Annotated in this window: 25 protein-coding genes and 1 pseudogene; 14 read left to right on the plus strand and 12 right to left on the minus strand. The window is 72.2% G+C overall.

All coding sequences use genetic code 11. The annotated features are described in order from the left end of the window. The first annotated feature begins 18 nt into the window (after window positions 1-18). Both ACYBSK_RS18565 and ACYBSK_RS18570 read left to right on the plus strand, forming a co-directional pair. Entirely contained in the window at window positions 19-1,278 is a 1,260-nt protein-coding gene (locus ACYBSK_RS18565; protein WP_460246900.1) for an NADH:flavin oxidoreductase, read from the plus strand. Between the two features lie 9 nt (window positions 1,279-1,287). Beyond that, window positions 1,288-2,118, plus strand: a complete 831-nt coding sequence (locus tag ACYBSK_RS18570; protein ID WP_460246901.1) for an SDR family oxidoreductase — start codon at window positions 1,288-1,290, stop codon at window positions 2,116-2,118. A gap of 27 nt (window positions 2,119-2,145) precedes the next feature. Here ACYBSK_RS18570 and ACYBSK_RS18575 read toward each other — a convergent pair whose 3' ends face one another. Continuing rightward, window positions 2,146-2,853: a hypothetical protein gene (locus ACYBSK_RS18575; protein ID WP_460246902.1), complete on the minus strand. Its 708-nt coding sequence runs from the start codon at window positions 2,851-2,853 to the stop codon at window positions 2,146-2,148. A 367-nt stretch (window positions 2,854-3,220) separates the two neighbouring features. Here ACYBSK_RS18575 and ACYBSK_RS18580 point away from each other — a divergent pair, with 367 nt between their 5' ends. Next, window positions 3,221-3,946, plus strand: a complete 726-nt coding sequence (locus ACYBSK_RS18580) for a GntR family transcriptional regulator (RefSeq protein ID WP_457478251.1) — start codon at window positions 3,221-3,223, stop codon at window positions 3,944-3,946. A 16-nt stretch (window positions 3,947-3,962) separates the two neighbouring features. Next, complete coding sequence (locus ACYBSK_RS18585) at window positions 3,963-4,724, plus strand: sulfite exporter TauE/SafE family protein (protein ID WP_457478252.1); 762 nt, start codon at window positions 3,963-3,965, stop codon at window positions 4,722-4,724. Between the two features lie 59 nt (window positions 4,725-4,783). On the opposite strand, the gene yicI is transcribed toward ACYBSK_RS18585, so the two are convergent. Then, window positions 4,784-7,006: an alpha-xylosidase gene (gene yicI / locus ACYBSK_RS18590; RefSeq protein WP_460246903.1), complete on the minus strand. Its 2,223-nt coding sequence runs from the start codon at window positions 7,004-7,006 to the stop codon at window positions 4,784-4,786. 369 nt (window positions 7,007-7,375) lie between these two features. Between yicI and ACYBSK_RS18595 the strand changes: the two genes are divergently transcribed. The 4 genes from ACYBSK_RS18595 to ACYBSK_RS18610 are packed head-to-tail and all read left to right on the plus strand — an operon-like array spanning window position 7,376 to window position 11,806. Next, on the plus strand, window positions 7,376-8,617 hold the full coding sequence (locus ACYBSK_RS18595; RefSeq protein ID WP_460247056.1) for an ABC transporter substrate-binding protein: 1,242 nt from the start codon (window positions 7,376-7,378) through the stop codon (window positions 8,615-8,617). A gap of 14 nt (window positions 8,618-8,631) precedes the next feature. Next, window positions 8,632-9,582 carry a carbohydrate ABC transporter permease gene (locus ACYBSK_RS18600; protein WP_457478254.1) on the plus strand — a complete coding sequence of 317 codons (951 nt, stop codon included), beginning with the start codon at window positions 8,632-8,634 and terminating at the stop codon, window positions 9,580-9,582. 5 nt (window positions 9,583-9,587) lie between these two features. Beyond that, the gene (locus tag ACYBSK_RS18605) at window positions 9,588-10,418 is read left to right on the plus strand and encodes a carbohydrate ABC transporter permease (RefSeq protein ID WP_460246904.1); all 831 of its coding nucleotides are present in this window, start codon (window positions 9,588-9,590) and stop codon (window positions 10,416-10,418) included. Window positions 10,419-10,426: 8 nt separating this feature from the next. After that, on the plus strand, window positions 10,427-11,806 hold the full coding sequence (locus ACYBSK_RS18610; protein WP_460246905.1) for a GH1 family beta-glucosidase: 1,380 nt from the start codon (window positions 10,427-10,429) through the stop codon (window positions 11,804-11,806). A 5-nt stretch (window positions 11,807-11,811) separates the two neighbouring features. On the opposite strand, the gene ACYBSK_RS18615 is transcribed toward ACYBSK_RS18610, so the two are convergent. Then, window positions 11,812-13,002, minus strand: a complete 1,191-nt coding sequence (locus tag ACYBSK_RS18615; RefSeq protein ID WP_460246906.1) for a chitinase — start codon at window positions 13,000-13,002, stop codon at window positions 11,812-11,814. Between the two features lie 164 nt (window positions 13,003-13,166). Then, the gene (locus ACYBSK_RS18620) at window positions 13,167-14,081 is read right to left on the minus strand and encodes a helix-turn-helix domain-containing protein (RefSeq protein WP_460246907.1); all 915 of its coding nucleotides are present in this window, start codon (window positions 14,079-14,081) and stop codon (window positions 13,167-13,169) included. 98 nt (window positions 14,082-14,179) lie between these two features. Here ACYBSK_RS18620 and ACYBSK_RS18625 point away from each other — a divergent pair, with 98 nt between their 5' ends. Beyond that, complete coding sequence (locus ACYBSK_RS18625) at window positions 14,180-15,040, plus strand: phytanoyl-CoA dioxygenase family protein (protein WP_460246908.1); 861 nt, start codon at window positions 14,180-14,182, stop codon at window positions 15,038-15,040. Between the two features lie 9 nt (window positions 15,041-15,049). Here the strand turns inward: ACYBSK_RS18625 and ACYBSK_RS18630 are convergent, their stop codons facing one another. From ACYBSK_RS18630 to cynR, 3 genes are all read right to left on the minus strand, one after another. Next, entirely contained in the window at window positions 15,050-15,370 is a 321-nt protein-coding gene (locus ACYBSK_RS18630; protein WP_457478260.1) for a hypothetical protein, read from the minus strand. A 137-nt stretch (window positions 15,371-15,507) separates the two neighbouring features. After that, window positions 15,508-15,585 carry a 50S ribosomal protein bL37 gene (locus ACYBSK_RS18635; protein WP_370443954.1) on the minus strand — a complete coding sequence of 26 codons (78 nt, stop codon included), beginning with the start codon at window positions 15,583-15,585 and terminating at the stop codon, window positions 15,508-15,510. A gap of 104 nt (window positions 15,586-15,689) precedes the next feature. Further along, on the minus strand, window positions 15,690-16,601 hold the full coding sequence (cynR, locus tag ACYBSK_RS18640; RefSeq protein ID WP_460246909.1) for a transcriptional regulator CynR: 912 nt from the start codon (window positions 16,599-16,601) through the stop codon (window positions 15,690-15,692). 156 nt (window positions 16,602-16,757) lie between these two features. Here cynR and ACYBSK_RS18645 point away from each other — a divergent pair, with 156 nt between their 5' ends. From ACYBSK_RS18645 to ACYBSK_RS18655, 3 genes are all read left to right on the plus strand, one after another. Beyond that, window positions 16,758-17,267: a nucleoside deaminase gene (locus tag ACYBSK_RS18645; protein ID WP_460246910.1), complete on the plus strand. Its 510-nt coding sequence runs from the start codon at window positions 16,758-16,760 to the stop codon at window positions 17,265-17,267. A gap of 86 nt (window positions 17,268-17,353) precedes the next feature. Then, window positions 17,354-18,199 carry a PP2C family protein-serine/threonine phosphatase gene (locus ACYBSK_RS18650; RefSeq protein ID WP_457478263.1) on the plus strand — a complete coding sequence of 282 codons (846 nt, stop codon included), beginning with the start codon at window positions 17,354-17,356 and terminating at the stop codon, window positions 18,197-18,199. Between the two features lie 52 nt (window positions 18,200-18,251). Next, window positions 18,252-19,268, plus strand: a complete 1,017-nt coding sequence (locus ACYBSK_RS18655; RefSeq protein WP_460246911.1) for an MASE1 domain-containing protein — start codon at window positions 18,252-18,254, stop codon at window positions 19,266-19,268. A gap of 23 nt (window positions 19,269-19,291) precedes the next feature. On the opposite strand, the gene ACYBSK_RS18660 is transcribed toward ACYBSK_RS18655, so the two are convergent. From ACYBSK_RS18660 to ACYBSK_RS18675, 4 genes and pseudogenes are all read right to left on the minus strand, one after another. Next, window positions 19,292-19,513, minus strand: coding sequence for a hypothetical protein (locus ACYBSK_RS18660; RefSeq protein ID WP_460246912.1), 222 nt, complete (start codon window positions 19,511-19,513; stop codon window positions 19,292-19,294). 169 nt (window positions 19,514-19,682) lie between these two features. Beyond that, window positions 19,683-20,054: pseudogene (locus ACYBSK_RS18665) on the minus strand (class I SAM-dependent methyltransferase); the annotation flags it as partial. Window positions 20,055-20,177: 123 nt separating this feature from the next. Further along, window positions 20,178-20,606, minus strand: a complete 429-nt coding sequence (locus ACYBSK_RS18670; protein WP_460246913.1) for a Fur family transcriptional regulator — start codon at window positions 20,604-20,606, stop codon at window positions 20,178-20,180. Beyond that, window positions 20,606-20,815 (minus strand): DUF2180 family protein, encoded by a 210-nt coding sequence (locus tag ACYBSK_RS18675; RefSeq protein ID WP_457478267.1) that lies wholly within the window; start codon window positions 20,813-20,815, stop codon window positions 20,606-20,608. Before ACYBSK_RS18675 ends, ACYBSK_RS18670 begins: the two co-directional genes overlap by 1 nt. Window positions 20,816-21,104: 289 nt before the next feature. Between ACYBSK_RS18675 and ACYBSK_RS18680 the strand changes: the two genes are divergently transcribed. Continuing rightward, window positions 21,105-21,911: an MOSC domain-containing protein gene (locus tag ACYBSK_RS18680; RefSeq protein WP_460246914.1), complete on the plus strand. Its 807-nt coding sequence runs from the start codon at window positions 21,105-21,107 to the stop codon at window positions 21,909-21,911. 77 nt (window positions 21,912-21,988) lie between these two features. Here ACYBSK_RS18680 and ACYBSK_RS18685 read toward each other — a convergent pair whose 3' ends face one another. After that, window positions 21,989-22,966 carry a LacI family DNA-binding transcriptional regulator gene (locus tag ACYBSK_RS18685; RefSeq protein ID WP_460246915.1) on the minus strand — a complete coding sequence of 326 codons (978 nt, stop codon included), beginning with the start codon at window positions 22,964-22,966 and terminating at the stop codon, window positions 21,989-21,991. Window positions 22,967-23,218: 252 nt separating this feature from the next. Between ACYBSK_RS18685 and ACYBSK_RS18690 the strand changes: the two genes are divergently transcribed. After that, the gene (locus ACYBSK_RS18690) at window positions 23,219-24,580 is read left to right on the plus strand and encodes an NCS2 family permease (RefSeq protein ID WP_457478270.1); all 1,362 of its coding nucleotides are present in this window, start codon (window positions 23,219-23,221) and stop codon (window positions 24,578-24,580) included. Window positions 24,581-24,623 lie beyond the last annotated feature (43 nt).

A 24,623-nucleotide genomic window follows, 5' to 3' on the forward strand; every position in this document is an offset into this window, starting at 1 on the left:
TTGAGGAGTTGCACCGCCATGAGCACAGCCGACTCCACCGATCACGGCACCACCGGCACGACCCCCGGCGAGCGAAGCGCTCCCGACCTCCTCGCCCCCGCCCGCCTCGGCCCGCTCACCCTGCGCAACCGGGTCATCAAGGCCGCCACCTTCGAAGGTGTCACGCCCGGCGCCCTGGTCAGCGACGAGCTCATCGAGTACCACCGGCGACCCGCGGCCGGCGGCGTCGGCATGACGACCGTCGCGTACTGCGCCGTCGCCCCCGAGGGACGTACCGAACGCGACCAGATCCACATGCGGCCCGAAGCGGTGCCGGGACTGCGCCGCCTCACCGATGCCGTGCACGCGCAGGGCGCCGCGGTCTCGGCGCAGATCGGCCACGCCGGACCCGTCGCCGACCCGGTCTCCAACGGGCTGCCCGCGCTCGCGCCCAGCCGCTTTCTGAACCTCCAGTCCTTCCGCTTCGCCCGCCCCGCCACCCGCGACGACATCGCCCGTGTCACCCGCGCCCACGCCCGCGCCGCCCGCACGGCCGTCGAGGCGGGCTTCGACGCGGTCGAGATCCACCTCGGGCACAACTACTTCGCCAGCTCGTTCCTCAGCCCGAGACTCAACAAGCGCAAGGACGAGTACGGCGGCACCCTCGCCAACCGGGCCAAGGTCGCCCGCGGCGTGGCCCGCGCGGTGCGCGACGAGGTCGGCGACGCGATCGCCGTCACCGCCAAACTCAACATGGAGGACGGTGTGTCCGGCGGCATCTGGCTCGACGAGAGCCTGCGCACCGCCGCGTGGCTGGAGGCCGACGGCAGCGTCGACGCCCTCGAACTGACCGCGGGCAGTTCCCTGCTGAACCCCATGTACCTGTTCCGCGGCGCCGCCCCCGTGCGGCAGTTCGCCGCGACGTTCCCGCAGCCCCAGCGCTTCGGCATCGAACGCGTCGGCAAGCGGTTCATCCGCGCGTACCCCTACGAAGAGGCCTTCCTGCTGCCCGCGGCGCGCCAGTTCCGTGCCGCGCTGAAACTCCCGCTGATCCTGCTCGGCGGCATCGCCGACCGCGCGACCGCCGAAGCCGCCATGGGCGAGGGCTTCGAGTTCGTCGCGATGGGCCGGGCGCTGCTGCGCGAACCCGACCTGATCAACCGCTTCGCCGCGGACCGGGCCGCGGGCCGCGCCACCCACTCGCTGTGCATCCACTGCAACCGCTGCATGCCCACCATCTACACCGGGACGCGCTGCGTCCTCGTCGAACCGGACCCCTTCCACCCCCGCAGCCGCTGAGGAGCAATCATGGGAACCATCGCCGTCACCGGAGCCGCCTCCGGGATCGGCAAGTGCCTCGCCGACCGCCTCGTCGAGGAGGGACACCGCGTCATCGGTGTCGACCTGCACGACGCCGAAGTGACGGCGGACCTGGGCACCCCCGAAGGGCGGGCGGCGGCGGTGGCGGCGATCACCCGGCTGTCCGGGGGCCGCCTCGACGGCCTCGTCCCCTTCGCCGGACTCTCCCCGGGGGCGGGCCGGGCCCCGAGCCTGCTCGTCGCCGTCAACTACTACGGATCGATCGGCCTGTTGGAGGGGTTGCGTCCCCTGCTGGCCGCGTCCGGGAACGCGTCCGTGGTGCTCGCCTCCTCCAACTCCACGACGACCCAGCCGGGTTGGTCGCCGAAGCTGGCCGAGGCGTGCCTCGCGGGCGACGAGGAGGCGGCGCGCGCTCTCGCCGACTCCCTCGGCGACCCGGGCGCCGTGCTCACCTACCCGGCCACCAAGGCGGCCCTCGCCCACTACGCCCGCACCCGGGCCGCCGACCATGTGCGTGACGGCATCCGTCTCAACGCCGTCGCACCCGGCTTCATCGACACCCCCATGACCCGGGCGGGCCGCACCGACCCCGGGATCGCCGCGGGCATCGAGGCGTTCCTCGCCTCCGTCCCGGCCGGCCGCGCGGGCCGCCCGGAGGAGGTGACGGAACTCGTCCTGTTCCTGCTGTCGCCCCGGTCCTCGTACTGCGTGGGGACGTTGATGTACTGCGACGGCGGCCTCGACGCGCACCTGCGGGGCGGTGACTGGCCCCGCGTGTGGCTGCCGGAGGGCGGAACCGAACCGTCACACCGTGCGTGACCCGACGCCGGGGCGACGAGCGGGGTGTCAGGCCTTCTGCGCGGCCTTGGCGTCCGACGCCTTGTCCTGTGCGGCCTTGTCCTCGCCCGCCTTGGTGGCCGCGGCCTCCTTCGCGGGGGCGGCGGCGCCGGACGAGGCGACGTAGAACACCGAACGCTTCTGCCGGGTGCGCTCGGCGCGGGCCTTGGCGACCAGGGCCTCCAGCGTGTTGCGGACGACCTTGATGTTGAACTCGCGCTTGGGGTGCTTCTTCTGGAGCGTCGAGGTGATCTCGGCGGCCGAACGCGGGCTGGTCTCGGCGCCCAGCTGGGACACGATGAGCTCGACCAGCGTGCCGCCCTGCGGCTTGGGCTTCTTCGCGGCGGTGGCGGGCGCGGGGGACTTGGCGGCCTTCGCTGCCTTGGCGGGCGCCGCCGGGGTCTCGCGGGCCTTCTTCTGCTGCGGGGGCTTGGGCGCCGCCTTCTCCCGGGTCTGCTGGCGGGGCACCTTGCCCGCCGCCTTGCCGACCGCTTTCTCGGCGGCGGGCGCGGGCGACGGGGGCAGCTCGCCCCGGCCCAGCGACTGCAACATGTTCTCCAGGAGCGTGCGGTTCTCCTCCAGCGTGCCCAACTGGTCCTGCAGCGTCGTGATTTCCTCGCTGATCCGCTTCAACTCGCTCTCGTTGTGCGCGAGGTCGTCCGAGATGCGGTCGGCGTAGCGGGCCTTGAGCTCGGTCTGCGGCGTGGTGTCCGACATGATGTCTCGCTTTCGTGGCAAGGAGTGAGCTGTCGGTGTGTGCGAGTGCGCACATGTGCTGTAGGGCCGGATGGTACTCACACGGTCGCCGGTTTGGTGGCCCGTCAGCACAGATCGGTCTCCTTTTACGGTAGGGCAGTTGGCAAGTTGACGCCCGCGAATCCCTTGGCCGGTGCCACCGAAGCGGCGTGCGGGGCCGTTGAGTTCGCCGCTGGACCGGTGGGTGGGTGACCGGGCGCCCGGCGTTGCCACCGGCACCGGGCGCCGCCGCGCAGGTCAGGCGTTTGCGCAGGTCGGGCGGGGTGGCGTAACTCCCGCGAAACACGGGAGGGCGTACGGTCTGCCGTCACACCGAGAGGGGACCGGAATGGAACACGGCGAGGGAACGCGGGCCGACCGCGCCCGGCGCGTCGCCGACGTGCTGCGGCAGCGGATCGTCGACGGTGCGTACGGGGGAGTGCTGCCGGACGAACGTGCCCTCGGCCGTTCCCTCGGCGCCACCCGCAACGCCGTGCGCGAGGCGCTGAACCGCCTGCGGGACGAGGGCGTGGTGACACGACGGCGCGGCATCGGTACGCTCGTGACCGGCCACAAGGCGCGGCACGGACTCGGCCGACTGGTCGGCCTCGCCGAGGAGTTGACCGCCTACGGCACCATCACCAATGAGGTGCGCGAGGCACGTGTCGTCCCGCACGCCCCACCCGCCATCACGGACCGGCTCGACCTGCCGGAGCGTTCCGAGGCCGTCCACATCGAGCGCCTGCGACACCTCGACGACACGCCGCTCTCGCTCGACTCCACCTGGCTCGCCCCCGACATCGGCCTGCCACTGCTCGACCTGCACCTGGCCGGGCGCGACCTGTTCGCGCTCATCGAGGAGAGTGCCGGCATCCGGCTCGGCAGCGCGGAGGTGACCGTGCACGCCGTCACCGCCGACCGGGACACCGCCCGCCTGCTGGGCGTGGCGGAGGGCGCCGCGCTCTTCACCATCGACCGGCTGACCCGGCTCGCGGACGGCCGGCCCGTCGACGCCGAGTCACTGCGGGTGCGCGCGGACCGCTTCGCCCTGCGCGCCGTCCTGCCGAGGGACTGAGGAGACGACACCCGACATGACCCTCGACACGCCCCACCTCGTGCTGCTGGCGGTGGCCGGACTGCTCGGCGGCATCGGCATTACCGCGCTCGGCCCCGGCGGAGTGCTCCCCACCATCGGCCTGTTCCTCTTCTCCGGCCTGACACCGTCGGGCGTCGCCGGCACCGCGATCGTCACCCACGTCGCCACGGGCCTGCTCGGCACGGCGGCGTACGTGCGCTCCGGCCAGCTCCGCGCTCCCGGCACCCGGCGCTGCGCGACGGCCCTCGCGGGCGCGGCCCTGGTGGGTGCGCCACTGGGCGTGCTCTGCAACACGCTTGTCGCGGGCGGCGGGTTCGGCGCCCTGCTGGCCTGCGCCGTCGCCGTCACGGGCATCCTGGTGTGGGTGCGCGACCACCGTGCGGCTGACGCCCCCGAGCGCACCGGCCTTCCCCTCGCCCGGACCCTCCTCATCGGTGCCGTGGTGGCGCTGGTGGCGGGCCTCTTCGGCCTCGGCGGACCCATGCTGAGCGTGCCGCTGCTCGTCGTGGCCGGGCTGCCGGTGCTGTCCGCGCTCGCCGCGGCGCAGGCCCAGTCGATCGTGATCGCGGGCGTCGGCACGGTGGCGTACGTGCTCCACGGCGACGTCGACTGGGCGCTCGCCGCCGTGGTGGGTGTCCCGGAACTGATCGGCGTCCTCGTGGGCTGGCGCATCGCCCACGCCCTGCCGACCCACCGCCTGAAGTACGCGATGGTGGCGGTACTGCTGGCCTCGGCGCCGTTCCTGGCGCTGCACTAGCGTCTGTCGTTCGGATCAGGCCCTGGGGAGCCGAGGCCGCCCTCCGCGGAAGGTGGGGGTCAGAGTTCCCGGAGGGTGACGCCCGTGGCGTTCTCCTCGACCGCCACCGCTCCGCTCGCCGCGTCCCGCACCACCCGGCACGTCGCCGCGACGGACCCGTGCGGGTCCGGCACCGTCACCGTGACGTCCTCGGCCTCCGGGGCGACGAGCAGCGTGAGGCCGTCGAGCCAGTCGCCGTCCGGGCGGGACTCGTCCGCGCTCATCGGCAGGACCGCGCCCGGACGCACGTACAGCGGCAGGCTGTCGAAGCCGTGGCGCTCGTGACGCCACACCGGGCCCTCCACCCGCTCACCGGTGAGCAGATGCGTCCACGTGCCCTCGGGCAGGTAGTACTCGACGTCGCCGTCCGCGGAGAACACCGGCGCCACCAGCAGGTCGGGGCCGAGCATGTACTGGCGGTCCAGGGCGCGCGCCGTGGGGTCGTCGGGGAAGTCGAGCAGCATCGGGCGCATCAGGGGCACGCCCGTCGTGTGCGCCTCGACCGCCGCGCCGTACAGGTACGGCATCAGGCGGTGCTTGAGCCGGGTGAACCGCCGTGCCACGTCGACCGCCTCGTCGCCGAACTCCCACGGCACCCGGTACGAGGACGAGCCGTGCAGGCGGCTGTGCGAGGACAGCAGGCCGAAGGCGAGCCAGCGCTTGAAGACATCGGCGTCCGGGGTGCCCTCGAAGCCGCCGATGTCGTGCGACCAGAAGCCGAACCCCGACAGCGACAGGGACAGTCCACCGCGCAGCGACTCCGCCATCGCGCCGAACGAGGACCAGCAGTCACCGCCCCAGTGCACCGGGAACTGCTGTCCGCCGGCCGTCGCCGAACGGGCGAAGAGCACCGACTCGCCGCGGCCCCGCTCCTTCTCCAGGAGGTCGAAGACGACCTGGTTGTACAGGTGCGTGTAGTAGTTGTGCATGCGCTCCGGGTCGGAGCCGTCGTGCCACACGACGTCCGTGGGGATGCGCTCGCCGAAGTCCGTCTTGAAGCAGTCGACCCCCTGGTCGAGCAGTACCTTGAGCTTGGCCTGGAACCAGGCGCAGGCCTCGGGGTTCGTGAAGTCGACGAGCGCCATGCCCGCCTGCCACAGGTCCCACTGCCAGATGTCGCCGTTCGCGCGCTTCACCAGGTAGCCGTGCGCGGCGGCCTCGTCGAACAGCGAGGACTTCTGCGCGATGTACGGGTTGATCCACACGGAGATGCGCAGGCCGCGCTCCTTGAGGCGGGCCAGCATCCCCTCCGGGTCGGGGAAGACCTCCGGGTCCCACTGGAAGTCCGACCACTGGTACTCGCGCATCCAGAAGCAGTCGAAGTGGAAGACGCTCAGCGGGATGTCGCGCTCCGCCATCCCGTCGACGAACGAGGTGACCGTCTCCTCGTCGTACCGCGTGGTGAACGACGTCGTCAGCCACAGGCCGAAGGACCACGCCGGCGGCAGCGCCGGGCGCCCGGAGAGCGCGGTGTAGCGGCGCAGCACGTCCTTCGGGGTGGGGCCCGCGACCACGTAGTACTCGAGGGACTGGTCCTCGACGCTGAACTGCATCGCGCCGACCGACTCCGAGCCGATCTCGTAGCTCACCCGGCCGGGGTGCGCGACGAACACGCCGTACGCGCCCGCGGGGGAGACGTGCAGGCTGAACGGCACGTTCTTGTACGCCTGTTCGCTGCTCGTGCCGCCGTCGGCCTGCCACATGTCGACGACCTGGCCGTTCTTGACGAACGGAGTGAAGCGCTCGCCGAGCCCGTAGACCTGCTCGCCGACGCCGAGGGACAGCTGCGCCGCCATGTGGTGCGCGCCGTCGCCGGTCCGGAAGAACGCGGTGCCCTTGCGGCCCGCAGAGGTGACCTCGCGGCCCTGGTGGTCCCGGAACGACAGCTGCCAGGGCTCCGCCTCGTCGAGGCACACGGAGAGCGGACCGCTCGACAGTTCGACGCGCGTGCCCTCGCGGCGCACCGCGCCGGCTCCCGAGTCGGCACCCGGCAGCCCGAAGTCGGGACCCGTGTGCCGCTTGCCCGCGAGGTGGGTGACGCGGACGCCGATGACGCCCTCGGCGGGCGCGAAGCAGTCGACGGTCAGCAGCGGGGAGTTGAGGGTGTCGCCGCGCCGCTCGACCCGCTTGACCGAGGCGAACGCGGTGAAACGGTCCGCGTCGACGCGGAGGTCTCGCACCTCGGTGGCGTACGAGGCCTCGACCCCGTCGCGCATCATCCAGAAGCCGTCGGTGAACTTCATCATCTTCCTCGGGGTGGGCAACGTGCGGGGGAGGCGTGCGGGTGCCGTATGCCTGTAGACCGCATTTGAGCTCATGCGAATCGAAAGATCAAGAGGGTTCGACGAAGAATCATCGAAGCGCTTCGATGGCGTCACCACGTCCCGTAGCTGGACGTATACGTGATGAAGAAAAAGATCGCAGGGGTCTGGTGTCGAAGCGCTTCGTGACGTATTAGTCATGGCGGGAAACAAACTCGCTCTGCGCATGCGGCGCAGGCCGGAGCCGTAGCGCGCCACGCGAGCAACCCGCCGGGACACGGGAGTTCCGCCGGGTCCGGCCACCCCTTCAAGGCTTGGGCATCCACCGTGACAGCAGCACTTCCACCGGGCGTGCCGCGCCGTCGGCGCGGCCACCGCGGCCGAAGCACCACCGCGGCACTCTCCGTCTGCTCCGCACTCGTCGCAGGGGCGGCGCTGACGGGGTGCGCGCAGCAGAGCGACCCCTCGGTCTTCACCGTCCTCAACTCCTCGACCGACGCCTCGTACCACGGCTGGGACGCCGCCACGCTCAAGAGGTGCAGCAAGAAGCTCGGCCTCACCATCGAGCAGCAGAGCGTCCCCGCCGCGCAGGTCATGCAGAAGTCGCTGCGCATGGCCTCGTCGAAGTCGCTCCCGGACGTCATCCAGTTCGACGCCTCCGAGATGCCGACGTTCGCCGAGGCGGGCGGCCTGGTGGACCTGCGCTCCCTGGGCCTGTCCACCCAGGACGTCCCCGAGGGCATCGTCGACTTCGGCTCGTACAAGGGCACGTACTACGGGGCCGCGCGCACGGTGAACACCCTCGCCCTCTTCTACAACAAGGACATCCTGAAGAAGGCCGGGCTCGACGTCCCCACCACCTGGGACGAGATGCGCGACACCGCGAAGAAGCTGACGCGGGGCGGCCAGTACGGCATCGCGCTGAGCGCGGGCGGCGCCGAGGACGGCGTCTTCCAGTTCACGCCGTTCATGTGGTCCAACGGCGGTGACGAGACGCAGCTGGACACCAAGAACGTCGCCGGGGCGCTCGACTACTGGAAGGGCCTCATCAAGGACGGCTCCCTGTCCAAGTCGACCGTCAACTGGACGCAGGCCGACGTCAACGACCAGTTCATGGCCGGCAACGCCGCCATGATGATCAACGGTCCGTGGCAGGTGGAGACGCTCAACACCAAGAAGAACCTGGACTGGGGCATCGCCCAGATCCCCGTCCCGAAGACCGGCGACAAGTCGGTCGGCCCGCTCGGCGGCGCCATCCTCACCGTCCCCAACACCGGTGACACGGCCCGCGAGAAGACCGCCGCGAAGATCATCGAGTGCATGTCCTCCGAGCAGGAGCAGATCACCTACGCGCGCAACAGCTGGATGGTCCCGGCCAACGCGAAGGCCGCCGAGACCTGGCGCAAGGAGGTGCCCGAACTCGACGCCCTCGCCGACCAGGTGGCCACCGCCCGCTCCCGCACCGCGAAGGTCGGAGCCGGCTGGTCGTCCGTGTCGCTGGCCCTCCAGAGCGCGTTCCAGTCCGCGCTCACCGGTCAGGACAGCGCGGCCGCGCTGAAGAAGGCGCAGGCCCGCGCCACGAGCGGGAACTGAGGGGACACACGGACATGTCGACCACCACCGCTTCGGCGCCCGCGCGCACGCCCGCCGCTCCCGCGAAGACGATCGATCCGGGGCGCGTCCGGCGCCGCCGCAGACTCTCCCAGTGGGGGTTCATCGCCCCCGCCGTCGTCTTCATGCTGCTGTTCTTCGGCTACCCGCTCGTCCGCAACGTCGTGATGAGCTTCCAGGACTTCTCGCCGTCCACGTTCTTCGACGGCAAGTCCCCCTTCAACGGCACCGACAACTGGAGCAAGGTCTTCCACGACGACCTCTTCGGCAAGGCGCTGTGGCACACCATCGTCTTCACCGTCGGCTCCCTGCTCGGCCAGTTCGGCATCGGTCTCGCCCTCGCCGTCTTCTTCACCAAGAAGTTCCCGCTCAACGGCTTCCTGCGGTCGCTGATCCTGCTGCCGTGGCTCGTCCCGATGGTCGTCTCCGGCATCGTGTGGCGCCGCATCCTCGACCAGGACACCGGCGTCCTCAACTCCTTCGCCGAACTCATCGGCCTCGGCGGCCACACCCCCTGGCTGACCAGCCCCGGCATGGCGCTCTTCTCCGTGATCATGGTGAACATCTGGATCGGCATCCCGTTCAACATGGTGATCCTCTACGGCGGACTCCAGGAGATCCCGAAGGAGCTGTACGAGGCCTCTTCGCTGGACGGCGCGTCCGCCTGGCGCACCTTCCGCTCGATCACGCTGCCGCTGCTCAAGCCCGTCGTCACGGTCGTCCTCGTCCTCGGCTTCATGTCGACGGTCAAGATCCTCGACCTGATCCTCGCCCTCACCGACGGCGGCCCCGCCGACTCCACGCAGACCCTCGGCACCCTCACGTACCAGAACTCCTTCGTCCAGCTCGACTTCGGCGCGGGCGCCGTCGTCGGCAACGTCCTCATCCTGATCTCCGCCGTCTTCGCGGTGTTCTACCTGCGGGCCAACCGCTCCGAGGGGAAGTGACCGGCATGGCCACCACCACCGCCACCGCCAAGTCCGGGCGCCGCTGGGGCGCCACCGTGGCCGGGGTGCTCGTCCTCGGCGTGATGCTGTTCCCGCTGTACTGGATGGTCAACACGGCGCTCCAGCCCGAGTCGGGCCTCCTGGAAGTCGCGCCGGTGCCCGGCTCCCTGGACCTGTCCGGCTTCACCTCCGCGATCAGCGAGCAGGGCGGCAACCTGCTGACCTCGCTCGCCGTCGCGCTCGGCGCCGTCGCCATCTGCCTCGCGATCGCCGCGCCCGCCGCCTACGGCCTCGCCCAGTTCCGGCTGCCCGGCAGCCGCACCATCGTCTTCGGCACCCTCATCACACAGATGGTGCCGGGCATCGTCATCGCCAACGCCCTCTACAGCGCGTACGTCGATCTGGGCCTGGTCAACTCCTACTTCGGCCTGATGCTCGCCGACGCCTCGCTCGGCATCCCGTTCGCCATCGTGCTGATGCGCTCGTTCATGGTGGCGATCCCCAAGGAGGTCATCGAGGCGGCCGAGGCCGACGGCGCGGGCAAGCTGCGCACCTTCCTCCAGGTCGTGCTCCCGATGAGCCGCAACTCCCTCATCACGGCGGGGCTCTTCTCCTTCCTGTACGCGTGGAGCGACTTCATGTTCGCCCTCACGCTCAACACCACCGACGACGTCAAGCCGGTCACGCTCGGCATCTACCAGTACATCGGCGCCCACGTCGGTGACTGGGGATCGGTCATGGCCGCGTCCGTGCTGTCGGCGATCCCGGCGGCCGTGCTGCTCGTCCTCGCCCAGAAGTACATCGCCGCCGGCATCACCGGCGGATCCATCAAGTGAGGTTCTCCATGACCGAGTCGCCCACCTTCCCCCAGGGCTTCGTCTTCGGCGCCGCCACCGCCTCGTACCAGATCGAGGGAGCCGTCACCGAGGACGGCCGCGGCCCCTCCATCTGGGACACCTACAGCCACACCCCCGGCCGCACCCACGAGGGCGACACCGGCGACGTGGCCTGCGACCACTACCGCCGCTACCCCGAGGACGTGGCACTGCTGCGCGACCTCGGCGTCGACTCGTACCGCTTCTCGATCGCCTGGCCGCGCATCCAGCCCACCGGGTCCGGCCCGGCCAACACCAAGGGCCTCGACTTCTACTCGCGGCTCGTCGACGCACTCCTCGGAGCGGGCATCGAACCGGCCGCCACCCTCTACCACTGGGACCTCCCGCAGGCCCTGGAGGACCGCGGCGGCTGGCGGGTGCGCGAGACCGCGGAACGCTTCGGCGAGTACACGGCGATCGTCGCTGAGCACCTCGCCGACCGCGTCCCGCGCTGGATCACCCTCAACGAGCCGTGGTGCAGCGCCTTCCTCGGCTACTCGGTGGGCCGCCACGCGCCCGGCGCGCAGGAAGGCACGCCCGCCCTCGCCGCCGCCCACCACCTCCTCGTCGGCCACGGCCTCGCCGTCAAGGCGCTGCGCGCGGCCGGGGTGCGCGAGGTCGGCATCACCCTGAACCCCGACTTCAACGTCCCCGCCACCGACACGGCCGCCGACCGCGCCGCCGCGCTGCGCGCCGACACCCAGCACAACCTGGTGTGGACCGACCCGATCCTCGCGGGCCACTACCCCGCGTCGGAGGAGGACACCTGGGGTGAGCTGATCACCCGCCAGGACTTCCGCCGCGAGGGCGACCTGGACCTCATCGGGCAGCCGCTGGACTTCCTCGGCGTCAACTACTACCGGCCCACCCTCGTCGCGGACGCCCCGCACCGGGAGCCCGACCCCGCGCTCCGTGTGGCCACCGACAACCGGTACGCGGAGCGCCCCTGGCCCGACGTGCGCCGCAACTCCATGAACTGGCCGGTCGTCCCCGAGACGTTCACTCAACTCCTCACCGGTCTCAAGGAGCGCTACGGCGACGCGCTGCCCCCGATCCACATCACGGAGAACGGCACCGCGGAGTACGACGAGGTCGCCGCCGACGGCGCCGTCCACGACACCGACCGCGTCACCTACCTGCACGACCACCTCACGGCGCTGCGCGCGGCGATGGACGCGGGCGTCGACGTGCGCGGCTACTACGTGTGGTCCCTGCTCGACAACTTCGAGTGGGCCCTCGGCTACGCGAAGCGGTTCGGCGTCGTCCGCGTCGACTACGACACCCTGGAGCGCACGCCCAAGGACAGCTACCACTGGTACCGGAAGCTGATCGCGGCGCACCGCGGGTGATGTCCTCAGCGCGTGTGTGACAGGAACGTCTTCATGAAGGCGTCGGCCGACTGGTCCACACCGCTGCACGTCGCCGCCGCCGGGCCGCCCCGACCGCCGGGGCAGGCCCGGTCGCGGGTCGCCGACCACAGGGACACCCAGGCCATGCCCCTGGCCTTGGCGAACGCGCCGAGTTCGGCGGCGTCGGAGAGGGTGAAGACCTCCTCCTCGATGTCGTTGACGCCGATCATCGGCGTCACGGCGACCCGGTTCCACACCGACCGGTCCGAGCCGCCGACGATGCCCTTGAGCTGGGCGTGGGTGGCCTCGGCGGTGTCGATGGCGTACTCGCCCATGCGGCCCTTGGGGCGGGGCGCGGGGGAGGAGCCGAAGTTCATGGCCATGGCGTTCACGGAACCGATGTCGACGCCGTGCTTCTTTGCGCTCCGCAGCAGTGCCAGCCCGTCCGCGGTGAGGCCGCGGGGCAGCGCGGGCAGCGTGAACGACACATCCAGGCCGGGATGCCGCTTCTGGAGCGCGGCGACGACGCGGCTGCGCCGGTCCACGCTCGCCCGGTCGGTCAGGGCGTCGCCCTCGATGTCGAAGTCGACCTTGGTGAGCCGGTAGCGGTCGATGACCCTTTCGTACGCGGACGTGAGCCGGGACGTCGACGTGCAGGTGCGGGCGAGTTCGTTGCCGCTCTGCCCGCCGAACGAGATCCGTACGTCGCCGCCCGCGGAGCGCAGCGCGCCGATCTGCGCGGCGACCGGGTTGCTGTCGAGCGTCGACCTGCCCCACTGCGGCGTGCAGTCGCCCTTCGGCTTCACGAAGGCGAGCGTGTAGGTCTTCACCCCGGTGTCGCGGGCGGCCCCGGCCAGGTCGAAGGCGGGGGAGAGCGAGGTGTCGACGTACGGGGCGAACGCGACCGGGCGGGGCGGGGCCGGGGCCGGGGCGCGCGTCGGCTTCCGTGTCGGCTCCGGCTTCGAGGTGTGCGTCCCGGGCGTGGAGCGGGACGGCTTCGGTGACGGCGAGGCGTGCGCGCCGGTGTGCCCGGCCGGGTCCTCGCCGCCCGAGGCCAGCAGCGTCCCGCCGACCGCGGCCGCCACCACGACGGCACCGCCCGCCAGGAGCGCGCGCGGCCCCCGCCCGGCCGGAACGGCCAGTGGGGTGCGCGGCCTGCGCCGCTTTCCGGAGGGGGGTCGGGACGGGGGCGCCATGCGGGTCCTTCACGATCGGGTGCGGGGCACGGCCGCACATCGTAGGCCCTGTGCGCGCTGTGTGTCCGCCCGGTGCCCGGCGGGCACAACTCGGCCCGCGGCACCGGGAATTTGCTGGTCGGCATGGGTGATGTGTCGGCATTTCCGGGTGTGCGGGCGGATTCCTACGGACCCTCGGACGCCCCCGCCCGGTACACACTCGGCGGCACCCCGAAGCGCTCCCGGAACGCCCGGCTGAAGTGGAACGGGCTCGCGAACCCCGACGCGCGGGCGATCTGGCCGATGTCCAGGTCCGTGGCGTCCAGCAGTTGTTGCGCATGGCTCAGGCGCGCCGCGCGGACGGCCTGCATCGGCGTACGGCCGCTCTGTTCGGCGTAGAGGTGCGCGAACCGGGACGGGGACAGGGCGACGTGCCGGGCCAGTGAGCGGACCGTGTGCGGGGCGCCGGGGTCCGCGGCGACGAGCGCGTCCGCCCGGATCAGCCGCGGATCGCGCCGGGCCGCCGCCGCACGCCCCGCGGCGGCGAGGGACCCGGTGGTCAGGAGCAGCACCTCCTCGATCGCGCCGAGCGCCAGTTCGCGGCCGGGCCCCGCGGAGGCGACGGCGATGCCCGTCGGGTCCTGGCCGGGCGGGGCCTCGCCGTCGGTCCAGCGCGCGTCGGCGTGCAGCCGCCGGAACGCCGCGTCGATCCGGCCGTGCGCGGCGCCCGGCACCCCGGCGACACAGTGCACACCGCCGTCCCGCCCGTGGTCGCGCAGCCAGGCCGGCCACGCCGCGCGCGGCTGGAAGTGCACCCACCAGCCGCCCCAGGACCGCACGGCGGGGTCGGTGCGGTACGCGTGCTGGTGATGGGCCGGCAGCACCGCGAGATCGCCGGGACGCTGCACGACCCAGGGGCCGTCCCCGCGCACCTGCCCGCGCCCCTCGGCGGTCCACAGCAGCAGCCAGTTGGCGGCGCCCGCGGCCCGCGTCACCTGGTAGTCGGCGGGCTCCGAGAACCGCGCGGAGATGAGCAACTGCGGTGGCGGCGACGGGGTGTCGGCAGCAGTTTCCGGCAGGTGCGCGCGCGTGCTCGTCATTCGGTGTCCGCCGCCCCGGCCGTAGGTTCGGATCAGTCCGCCCGCGAGCGGACCCGCGTGCGCGCAGCAGTCCAGCACACGGTCCGCGTGCTCAACAGATGTCCGACGGCCGAGAGGAACACCCGGTGCAGACCGACGAGTTCGAGACCCCAGCCTGCGGGACGCCCGCCCCGCTCGACCTCCAGGAACAGTTCCGCACCCGCGGCTACGCGCTCGCCCGCGGCCTCCTCGACCCGGCCGAAACCAGTGAACTGACGGACGAGTTCATGCGGTTGCGGGCCGCGGGCCCGGTGCCGGGGCACTTCGAGCCCGCGCCACAGCCGGCCGACGGGCCGCCCGACCCCCTCCTCGCGTACCCCCGCGTGATGCACCCGCACCGCTTCAACGACCTGGCGCGGCGCCGCCTCCTGGACCCCCGGTTCGCGCGCGTCCTGACGGCCCTCCTCGGTGAGGAACCACTCGCCGCGCAGAGCATGTTCTATTTCAAGCCGCCCGGCGCGCGCGGCCAGGCCCTGCACCAGGACAACTTCTATCTGCGCGTCGAACCGGGCACCTGCGTCGCGGCGTGGGTCGCCCTCGACCGCATCGACCGCGAGAACGGCGGCCTCGAAGTGGTCCCCGGCACCCACCTCATGGACCTGTTCTGCCCGGAGGAGGCGGACGCGAGCCTGTCGTTCGCGCGCGAGTACGTGCCGCCGCCGGAGGGCCTCGCTGCCGAGCCCGTCGACATGGACCCCGGCGACGTGCTGTTCTTCAACGGCACCCTCGTCCACGGCTCCGGACCGAACCGCACGGCGGACCGCTTCCGCCGCTCGTTCATCTGCCACTACGTCGGCCGCTCCGCCGAACGCATCGCCCGTTACTACGACCTGTGGACGATGGACGGGCAGGCGGTCGAGGTGGCGGAGAGCACCGGCGGCGGCCCGTGCGGCAACGAGTTCGCCCCCGCCCCGCACTGACCGCCGCCCTCAGCCGGACTCCGGGCTCGGCCGTCCGGCGCTCTTCTCAAGAGCCTGACGGGCCTGCTCGCCCGTGGAACGGCCATTGGAGGCCGGGACGGGAGCGGCCACGACGGCCTGCGGCGGCTTGGCGTGCGAGGCGGGCGGACGCGAGCGCAGCCGGTGGCTGACCGCCTCGTCGAGCGTCACGGTCCGCTGCGCCCGCGCGGCGAGCCGACTCGCCTCCTGGCCGAGGGTCGCGACGTCCTCCCACGTCAGCCGTAGGACGACGGCGAGTTCCGCCTCCCCGTCCGGCAACGCGTGCAACGGTGATGGGCCGGATTCCGACATCTGCGCACTCCTCCCTCGCGACGCCACACAGCGTGGTCCCGCGTCGCCGGGGGATACGTACGGCGCTGGGGTCGCGTTCACGCGAACGGGGCGGCAGAAGTGCTCTGCCGCCCCGTCCGTTGCGCTGCCGTCAGTCCTCAGGACTGCGGACGGCTGCCGTGGTTGGCGCCGTTCTTGCGGCGTGCCTTCTTCTTACGGCGTCGCTTCGAGGACATCGATACCTCCCAGGGTGTGGTGTTTCCTGTCGTTCTCCCTGGATCTGTCCAGGCAGCGTGCGTGCTCATACCCGGGATCATGCGCGCCTATGGTGTGAGCCCCGTCACGCGTACGTGTGTTCCGGTGGCAGGAGCGGGCGATCCGCCACGTACTCCCGGACGATCCGGGCGAAAGCCTCGGCCGCCGCGCTCCGGTACCCGTCCGCGCGGCTGAGGAGCGCGGCCGTACGCGTGGGCAGGGGAGGGTCGACGGGGAGCGGCGTCAGGTGCGGGTGGCCGTGGGTGACGGGGTCCGGGAGCACCGTCGCCAGGTCCGTGCGCCGCACGATGTCGACGAGGGTCTGCAAGGAATCGGCCTCCAGCGCGATCCGGGGATGGACCCCGTGCTCGGCGAAGTAGGCGTCGATCCGGCCGCGCGTGGCGAAGTCCCGGCTCAGCAGGGCGAGATGGAGCCGCCCGAGGTCCCCGGCCGGCCACGGCCGAGCGGTCTCCCGCCCGTCTCCCACGACGAGGCTCAGGCTCTCCGTGAACAGGGGCTCCACGGCGATCCCCGGCGCCTGCTCGCCCCGGAACGCGATGCCCAGGTCGCACTCGTCCGCCAGCAGCTCCGCCTCCAGCCGGTCCTGCGTCAGCTCCCGCACCGCGACCGTGATGCCCGGCCTGCTCTCGCGCAGCGCCGCCACCAACGGTCCGACCAGGTAGGCCGTGAACGTCGGCGTCACTCCCAGGCGCAGATGCCCGCGCGACAGATCCGTCACGTCGTGGATCGCGCGCTCCCCGGCCGCCAGGTCCCGCAGGGCGCGCCGCGCGTGCTCCAGGTACGCGCGCCCCGCGTCGGTGGGCCGCACGGTGCGCCCGCCGCGGTCGAGTAGCTGGGCGCCCAGGTTCCGCTCCAGCTGCCGCACCTGCTGCGACAGCGTCGGCTGCGAGATCCGCAGCGCCTCCGCGGCCCGCGTGAAACCGGCGTGCTCGACCACGGCCATGAAATAGCGCACCTGACGCAGTTCGACGGACATACCAGCAGCGTAGAGGCAGGTATAGAGAACACCAATACCACTCATGCCCATCGAGTCTTTGACGCTATAGATCCAGTTGATGCACGGTGAATCCATCGGACGGCCGCCGCCGTAGCGACGGCCGACCCCGCGACACCGCACGAAAAGGAGCTCGCCATGGCCGACCAGGACTTCGCCCGGCGCACGATCGACATCGCCCGCACCAACGTCGAGGAGGGCGGCCGCCCCTTCGCCACCGTCATCGTCCAAGGCGGCGAGATCATCGCGGAGAGCCCCAACCGGGTCGCCCAGACCAACGACCCCACCGCGCACGCCGAGATCCTCGCCATCCGGGACGCCTGCACCAAGCTGGGCACCGAGCACCTCACCGACGCCACGATCTACGTCCTCGCCCACCCCTGCCCGATGTGCCTGGCCGCGGTCTACTACTGCAGCCCCGCCGAGGTCGTCTTCGTCACCACCCGCGAGGAGTACGCCCCGCACTACGCCGACGACCGCAAGTACTTCGAGCTCGACACGTTCTACGGCGAGTTCGCCAAGGACTGGGACGAGCGCAGGCTGCCGATGACCTACGAGCCGCACCCCGGCGCCGTCGACGTCTACCGCGAGTGGCAGCGGCGCAACGGCGGCGAGCGCCGCGTCCCCGGTGCCCCCACCACCGCCTGACACCCACCGGTGACCGGCCCGCCCACGTGCGACCGGCACGCTCCGCGGGCAGAGTAAGGAGGAAATCTCTCGGAACGGGGCGAACGATGTTCCGCAGCGAGTCCGCCGAGGACGGGCAGGAACTGCTGGCCAAGCTCGGCGCGCTGACCGCCCGCGCGCAGGAGCTGGCGCAGATGCAGCGCTCGCGCGTCGAGCTGGCGGTGGCGCTCCAGCGCGGCATGCTGCCCCGCGACCTCCCGCACCCGGAGGGCGTCCGCCTCGCCGTCGGCTACATGCCCGCCAACCACGGCCTCAACGTCGGCGGCGACTGGTACGACGCGTTCACCATGGCCGACGGCCGCATCGGTCTGTCCATCGGCGACGTCCAGGGCCACAACATCCAGGCCGCCGCCTTCATGGGCCAGGTCCGCGTGGTGCTGCGCGCGCTCGCCTCCGTCACCGCCGACCCCGGGGAACTGCTCGGCCGCACCAACGACCTCCTGATCTCCCTGGACACGGACCTCTTCGCCACCTGCACGTTCCTGCGGCTCGACCCGGCCACCGGCACCCTGGAGTGCGCGCGCGCCGGCCACATCCCGCACATCTGGGCCACCGCCGACGGCCGCTCCGGCGTCGACGACGAGGAGGGCGGCCCGCCGCTCGGTGTCCTCGAAGGCGCCGTCTTCCCCGTCGCACGCCACCGGCTCGCCACGGGCGGCGTCTTCGTCCTGCCGACCGACGGCGTCGTCGAAGGGCCCTCCCTCGACCTCGACGACGGGCTGCGCCAGGTACGGCGGCTCGCCGAGATCACCGCGGGGGCGGGTCTGGGCGTGGACACCCTCGCCAGTGGCGTGATGAAGCTGGCCGACTCGGTGGGCCACGAGGACGACGCGGCGGTGCTCGTCGTCGGCCACGACGTCGGCACCGTGGAGCGGCGCCCGCCGCGCGGCTGAACAGGCGCGGGCGGGGGCCCTCGTATGGCCGAGAAGATCCATCCGGTGTCTCATGGCTGCTGTGGTGGTCTCTCGGCGGTTCCGGTCGGCCATGGAAATGGTCCTGAAGGTCCTCGTCGTGGCCGCCTGCTACTACGGAGCAGGCCGCCTCGGCCTGCTCGGGCAGGTCGGCGTCGAGGGCGTGGTGGTGACCCCCATCTGGCCGCCGACCGGCCTCGCCGTCGCCGCCCTGCTGGTGTTCGGCGCGTGGGTCCTGCCGGGCATCGCCCTCGGCTCCCTGCTCGTCATCACCTCCCTCACCACCCCCACCCTCACCTCGCTGATCACGGTGACGGGCAACACCGTGGGCCCGCTGTGCGCCTGCCTGCTGCTGCGCTGGGCCGGATTCCGTACGGACATCTCGCGGCTGCGCGACGGCACCAGCCTGGTCTTCCTCGGCGGGTTCGGCGCCATGCTGATCAGCGCGACGACGGGCGTCGCGCCGCAGCTGTGGACCGGTGATCTGGACACGGGGGAGTTCTGGGCGGTGTGGCTGGCCTGGTGGGTCGGCGACACCATGGGCGTCCTCCTCGTCACCCCGTCCCTCCTCGTCCTGCGACGCGGCGCCCGCGCGATCCGCCGGGGGACGGTGGCCCGCGTCCCCGTCGAACGCTGGGTCGAGGCCGCGTGCCTGGCGCTCGCCGCCGCCCTGGTCGTCCCGTACGCCGTGTTCAGCTCGCCGAGCATGCTGTTCCTCGTCTTCCCGCTGCTGATCTGGGCCGCGCTCCGGTTCGAGCTGGCGGGGAGCATGCTGTGCGCGCTGTTCGCCTCGGTGCTCACCACGTACGTGGCGCACGGCGAGCGGGGCTCGTTCTACGACCTCTCCAACATCGACGCGCTGGTCAAGTTGCAGGCCTTCAACGGGGCCGCCGCGCTCACCGCCCTGCTGCTGTCCGCGCTCGTCACCGAGCAGCGCGCCACCCGCCGCTCGGTGCGCCGCGCCTGCAACGAACTCGCCGAACTGCTCGAACACCTCGCGGCGGGCGAGAACCAGGGAGAACCGCCGGACCGCCGCCCCGACGAACGCTGACGGGCCGGAAACGGGCAGCGCGGTCAGGCACGCCGGGCGCTCAGCAACTCGAAGGGCGGGTTGGCCGCGTAGTCGTCCCAGAAGTCCTCCGGGTGCGCCGCGCGGCCCTCGGCCGACACCGCCAGCGGGGACCAGGTGACGTCGGTGAATCCGGCGCGGGCGAGGGCCTGGGCGTAGACCTCGCGGCGCGGCAGGTTGGCGACGAACGAGACCGGCTCCGGCTCCAGGAACGCCGTGATCCGCACCCGCGGGCCCACCTACCTCGACGTGGCTGCCCTCCAGCTCGCTGTGGAAGCCGTACGGGCGGGGACTGGGCCCGTCGAAGTCGTAGTCGGGGCTCTGGTTGAGGGCGTGGAAGCGGCCGTCGGGCTCCAGCGCCGCGTGGATGGTGCGGCACATCGCGGTCATGGTGTCGACCGTGTCGGCGTAGTTGAGCAGGTTCGCGGCGGTCGCGATGGCGTAGCGCCGCCCGCCGAGCGCGTCCGTGGTGGCGACGTCGCCGACGGCGTAGCGCACACCGAGCGGCTCGGCCTTCTCGATGCGGCGGGCGACGTCGACCATCTCGCCGGACACGTCGACCCCGAACACGTCGGTGGCGCCGCGCCGCTTGAACAGGCGGGTGTAGAAGCCGGTGCCGCACGCCAGGTCGACGACGGATCTGCCCGTCACGTCGCCGACGGACTCCAGGAAGCTCGGTACCTCGACGTAACGGGCCAGGGTGAGGGCCTTGAAGCCCTCGAACGCCTCGCCGATCCGGTCGTACTGCTGCTCCGCGCTGGTGCTCACGCTGCCTCCCGCAAGGGTTCGGTGATGTCCGGGAGCAGCTTCTCGCGCGCCGCCGCCGGGGCCGACTGGCAGGAGCCACAAAGATCCGGGCGCGGACTGGGCCGCGCGTACGAGCCCCGCGGGTCAGGCGTCGCGGTCCACCGCGGCGCTCCGGCAGTCGGCGCACCGGCCCCACCAGGTGACCTCGGCCTCGTCGACGGTGAAGCCGCGGTCCGCGATCGGGTCGAGGCAGGGGGCCGCGCCGACCGCGCAGTCCACGTCCTCGATCCGCCCGCAGACGCGGCAGACCAGGTGGTGGTGGTTGTCCCCGACGCGCAGCTCGAAGCGGGCGGGGGAGCCGGCGGGCTCGACGCAGCGGATCAGACGCGCCCGCGTGAGGTCGTCGAGAACGTTGTAGAGCCCCTGCCGGGACAGGCGGCCGTCCTCGATGCGCTCCTCCAGCTCGGCGGCGGTCGAGTGCGGCCGCCCCTGGAGCGCGGCGAGCACGGCCCGCCGCTGGGCCGTGCTGCGCAGTCCCTTGCGCCGGAGCAGGTCGCCCGCGTTCTCGTCCATCAGTACGCGGCCTCCGCGGCGTGGCAGGTGTGGCAGACGACGCGCCGACCGGCGAGGCGGCTGGTCGAGCGGTTCATGCCGTTGGCCCGCTGCACGTGCGTGGCGAGCACGCGGGAGTGGTCGTGGCAGGTGGCCAGGCCGCAGCGGGTGCAGATGCCGATGCCGGTCGCCTCGGGGCGGTTCTCCTGGGCGCAGTCGTAGCAAGTCATGTGGTGCCTCGTGTGGGAAAGGACGGCGGGGTGCGCCGTGGGACGTGCCGGCCGCTTCCGCGGGTGGGGGAGCGACCGCCCGAGGTGGCAGGCGTCACTGACTGCGCTGGTGGTGGCCTCGGTGCCTCCCACGGTACGCCGTAGTTTTGAACGAGTCCAATCTAGCGGCGCCGCACAAGAGCGGCGAGGTCGACTCCTGGCGGAAGGCGTACGCGAAGTAGTCCCCGTCACGGCGGGGCCCCGGGCCGCCCGCAGGCATGCCGGACCCGGATCGGGGGAGCGTAGGCCCATGACACCCTTTCCCGCAGCCCATGTCACCTCGCTCACGACCACCGCGGTCAAGGGACTCGGGGTGGTGCGCCGCGACGAAGTCGAGCTGACGCGTACGGGCGTGGCGGGGGACCGGGCGTTCCTCATGGTCGACGCCGAGGGCAACCTGATCTCCATGACCCGCACGGGTGCCTGGGCCGGGTTCACCGCGCACTACGAGGCGGAGTCGGGCGTCCTCGCGGTGACCTGCCCGGACGGCACAACGGTCACCGACGAGGTACGCCTCGGTGACGCGCTGGAGGTCGACTTCTTCCGCCACCACAAGGTGCCGGGGCGGCTGGTCGAAGGACCGTGGGCGCGGGTCTTCTCGGACCGCCTGGGGCAACCGGTGCGCCTGATGCGGCCCGACGCCGACAACGGCGGCGTGGACCTGCGCCCCGTCACCCTCCTCGGCGACGCCTCCGTCGCCGAACTGGCCCGGCGATCCGGCCTCGACGCCGTGGACGCGCGCCGCTTCCGCATGACGCTCGGCTTCTCGGGCGCCGAACCGCACGCCGAGGACACCTGGGAGGGCCGGACCCTGCGCGTCGGCGAGGCGGTCCTGCGCGTCGAGGGCCCGGTGAAACGCTGCGGCGCCGTCAACCGCGACCCGGTCGACGGCTCCGGGGGAGTACGGGCCCTGTCCCTCATCAAGCGCTATCGGGGCCTCGGCGACAGCGACCTCGGCCGCGGCGTCCTGTTCGGCGTCTACGCCGACGTCCTCACCCCGGGCCGCATCCGCCTCGGCGACGCGCTGACGCCGGTGGAGGCGACGGTGACGGTGTGAGGGCCGGTACCGGCGCAGGTACGTGCACGGGTGTGAGCACACCCGTGCACGCTGACACCCGTATACGGCCGCCCGCTTCACCCCTGGCGCGGCGGCGCCGTCGACGCCCTGAGCACCGGCGCCGCCGGCACCCGTGACGTCACCGTGCGCCGCTGCCCGTCGACCAGCTCGTGGAGGCGGGTGACGGCGAGGGTGCCGACCTGGCGCAGGGGGACGTCGAGCGCGGTCACCGGAGGGGTCGTCGCGCCGAGTGTGCTCAGGTCGTCCGCCGCCGCCAGGCTGATGTCGTCGGGGACGCGCCGTCCGGCCACCCCGAGCCCGTGCAGCAGGCCCAGCGCCAGGTAGCTGTTGTACGCGAGGACGGCCGTGGCGCCGTCCGGCAGCTCCCGCGAGGCCTCGATGCCGGCGTCGAACGTGGGCGGCAGCGGACCCAGCACATCGATCCGGGCACCGGCCCGCGCGGCCTGCGCGGTGAGCGCCGTGCGGCGCTGCTCGTCCGCCCAGGAACCGGCCGGACCGGAGACGTAGGCGATCTCCCGGTGCCCCAGCTCCAGCAGGTGCTCCAGCAGCTCGGCGAGGCCCGCCGCGGTGTCGGCCACCACCGCGGGCAGCCGCCCCACCTGACGGTCGACCAGCACCAGCGGGCGGCGCCGGAACCGCTCGCGCAGCGCCGCGTCCGAGCCCACCGGCGTCACCATGATCAGCCCGTCCGCCTGCTCGGAGAGCCGGTCCGCGAGCGCGGCCTCGCGCTCCGCGTCGTACTCGGACACGGCGATGAGCAGATGGCTCTCGGTGTCCTCCGCCGCCTGCTGCGCCCCGATGACCAGCGGCGCGAAGAACGGATTCGACAGCGTCGGCACGATCAGGCCGACGAGCCCCGTGCGCCCCGTGGTCAGCGCGCGGGCCGCCGCGTTGGGCTGGAAGCCGAGCCGGTCCGCCGCCTCCCGCACCCGCGACCGGGTGCCCTCCGCGACCATGTCCGGCCGCTGCAACGCCCGCGAGGCGGTGGCCTTCGACACCCCCGCCGCCCGCGCCACGTCCATGAGCGTCGCCACTGCTGCCCCCTGCCCGCCGGTCCCACGCCTGTCGCAGAGCCCGGGACACCCGCTGTCGCGAGGAACCGTCCGGGCCACTGTTCACTTTCGCTTTATGCCGTGTCATGATACCTGCAACCGGTCTCTGCAACCGGTTGCAAAACTCGGTTGCAGAGACCGTACCCAGGCGGGAGCCCCGCACGCCCCGCGCCCTCTTTCGCGCCGACGTCGCCGCGGTCCGTCCTGCCCACCCCTCATCCCGCCGAGGTCCCGATGTCCACCACCGCTCCGCCGTCCGGCGAGCAGACCGACGCCACCCCCGCGCCCGCGTCGCTCGTCGAACGGCTCTTCCGCGTCCGCGGCCGCGGCAGCAACCACCGCACCGAACTCGTCGCCGGCGCCTCCATGTTCATGGCCGCCGCCTACGCCGTCGTCGTGGTCCCCGGCCAGCTCGCGAACGCCGGAGTGCCGCACGGCGCCGCGACCACCGCCGTCATCATCGCCATCGCCCTGGCGACGCTGGCCATGGGCGTCGTCGCCAACCTGCCGTTCGTCGTCGCCCCCGGCCTCGGCGGCGTCGCGCTGGTCGCCTTCACCATCGTCGGCCAGGACCACGTCCCCTGGGACACCGCCCTCGGGATGGTGTTCTGGTCCGGCGTCGCCTTCCTCGTCCTGACCCTGCTCGGCATCCGTGACCTCGTCACCCGCCTGATGCCGATGAACCTCAAGTACGCCATCAGCGGCGGCCTCGGCCTCTACATCGCCCTCATCGGCTTCCGCGACGCCGACCTCGTCGTCGGCAACGCCGACAAGGCCGCCCTCGCCGTCGGCGACCTGTCGAAGCCCGCCGGACTGCTCGCCCTCGGCGGCCTGCTGCTGCTCACCGCGCTGGCCTCGCGCAAGGTGCCCGGCGCGTTCCTCATCACCATCGCGGCGGTCACGGTCGTCGGCATCCCCCTCGGTGTCACGGACGTCCCCGACAGCCTGTTCTCCGCACCCGACTCGCCCGGCCCGCTGCTGTTCGACATCGACATCATCGGCGCGCTCAAGCCGGAGTACTTCCCGTACATCTTCGCGTTCTTCGTCTCCGAGTTCTTCTCCATGACCGGCACCCTCCTCGCCGTCTCCGGCCGCGCCGGGCTGCTCGACAAGGACGGCAACATCCCCGGCTCCCGCCGCCCCTTCCTCGTCGACTCGGTGTCGGTGATGGGCGGCTCGGCCGTCGGAGCGCCCTCGATGACGGCGTACCTGGAGTCCTCGGCGGGCGCCGACGCGGGCGGCAAGACCGGTCTCGCGTCGGTGTGGGCGGCGTGCGGCTTCGCGCTGCTGCTGCTCGTCACGCCGTTCGCGACGCTGATCCCCTCCGCCGCCACCGCGCCCGTGCTGATCTACATCGGTCTGAACATGCTGGGCGCCCTGAAGAACGTCGACTTCAAGGACCCGACCAACGCGATCCCCGCCGCGCTGACGGTCGCCACCACTTTGTTCTTCGGCAACTTCGGCACCGGCATCGCGACCGGTCTCGCCGCCCACGTCCTCGTCAAGACCGTCAGCGGCCGCGTCCGCGAGGTGCCCTGGCCGCTGTGGATCGTCATGATCCCGCTGGGCTACTACTTCTACACCCTCGTCCCGTGACGGCCGCCGCGCCCTCTGTGACGACCCCCTTCCTGAAGGAGCA

This window comes from Streptomyces sp. BYX5S, from assembly GCF_054724165.1.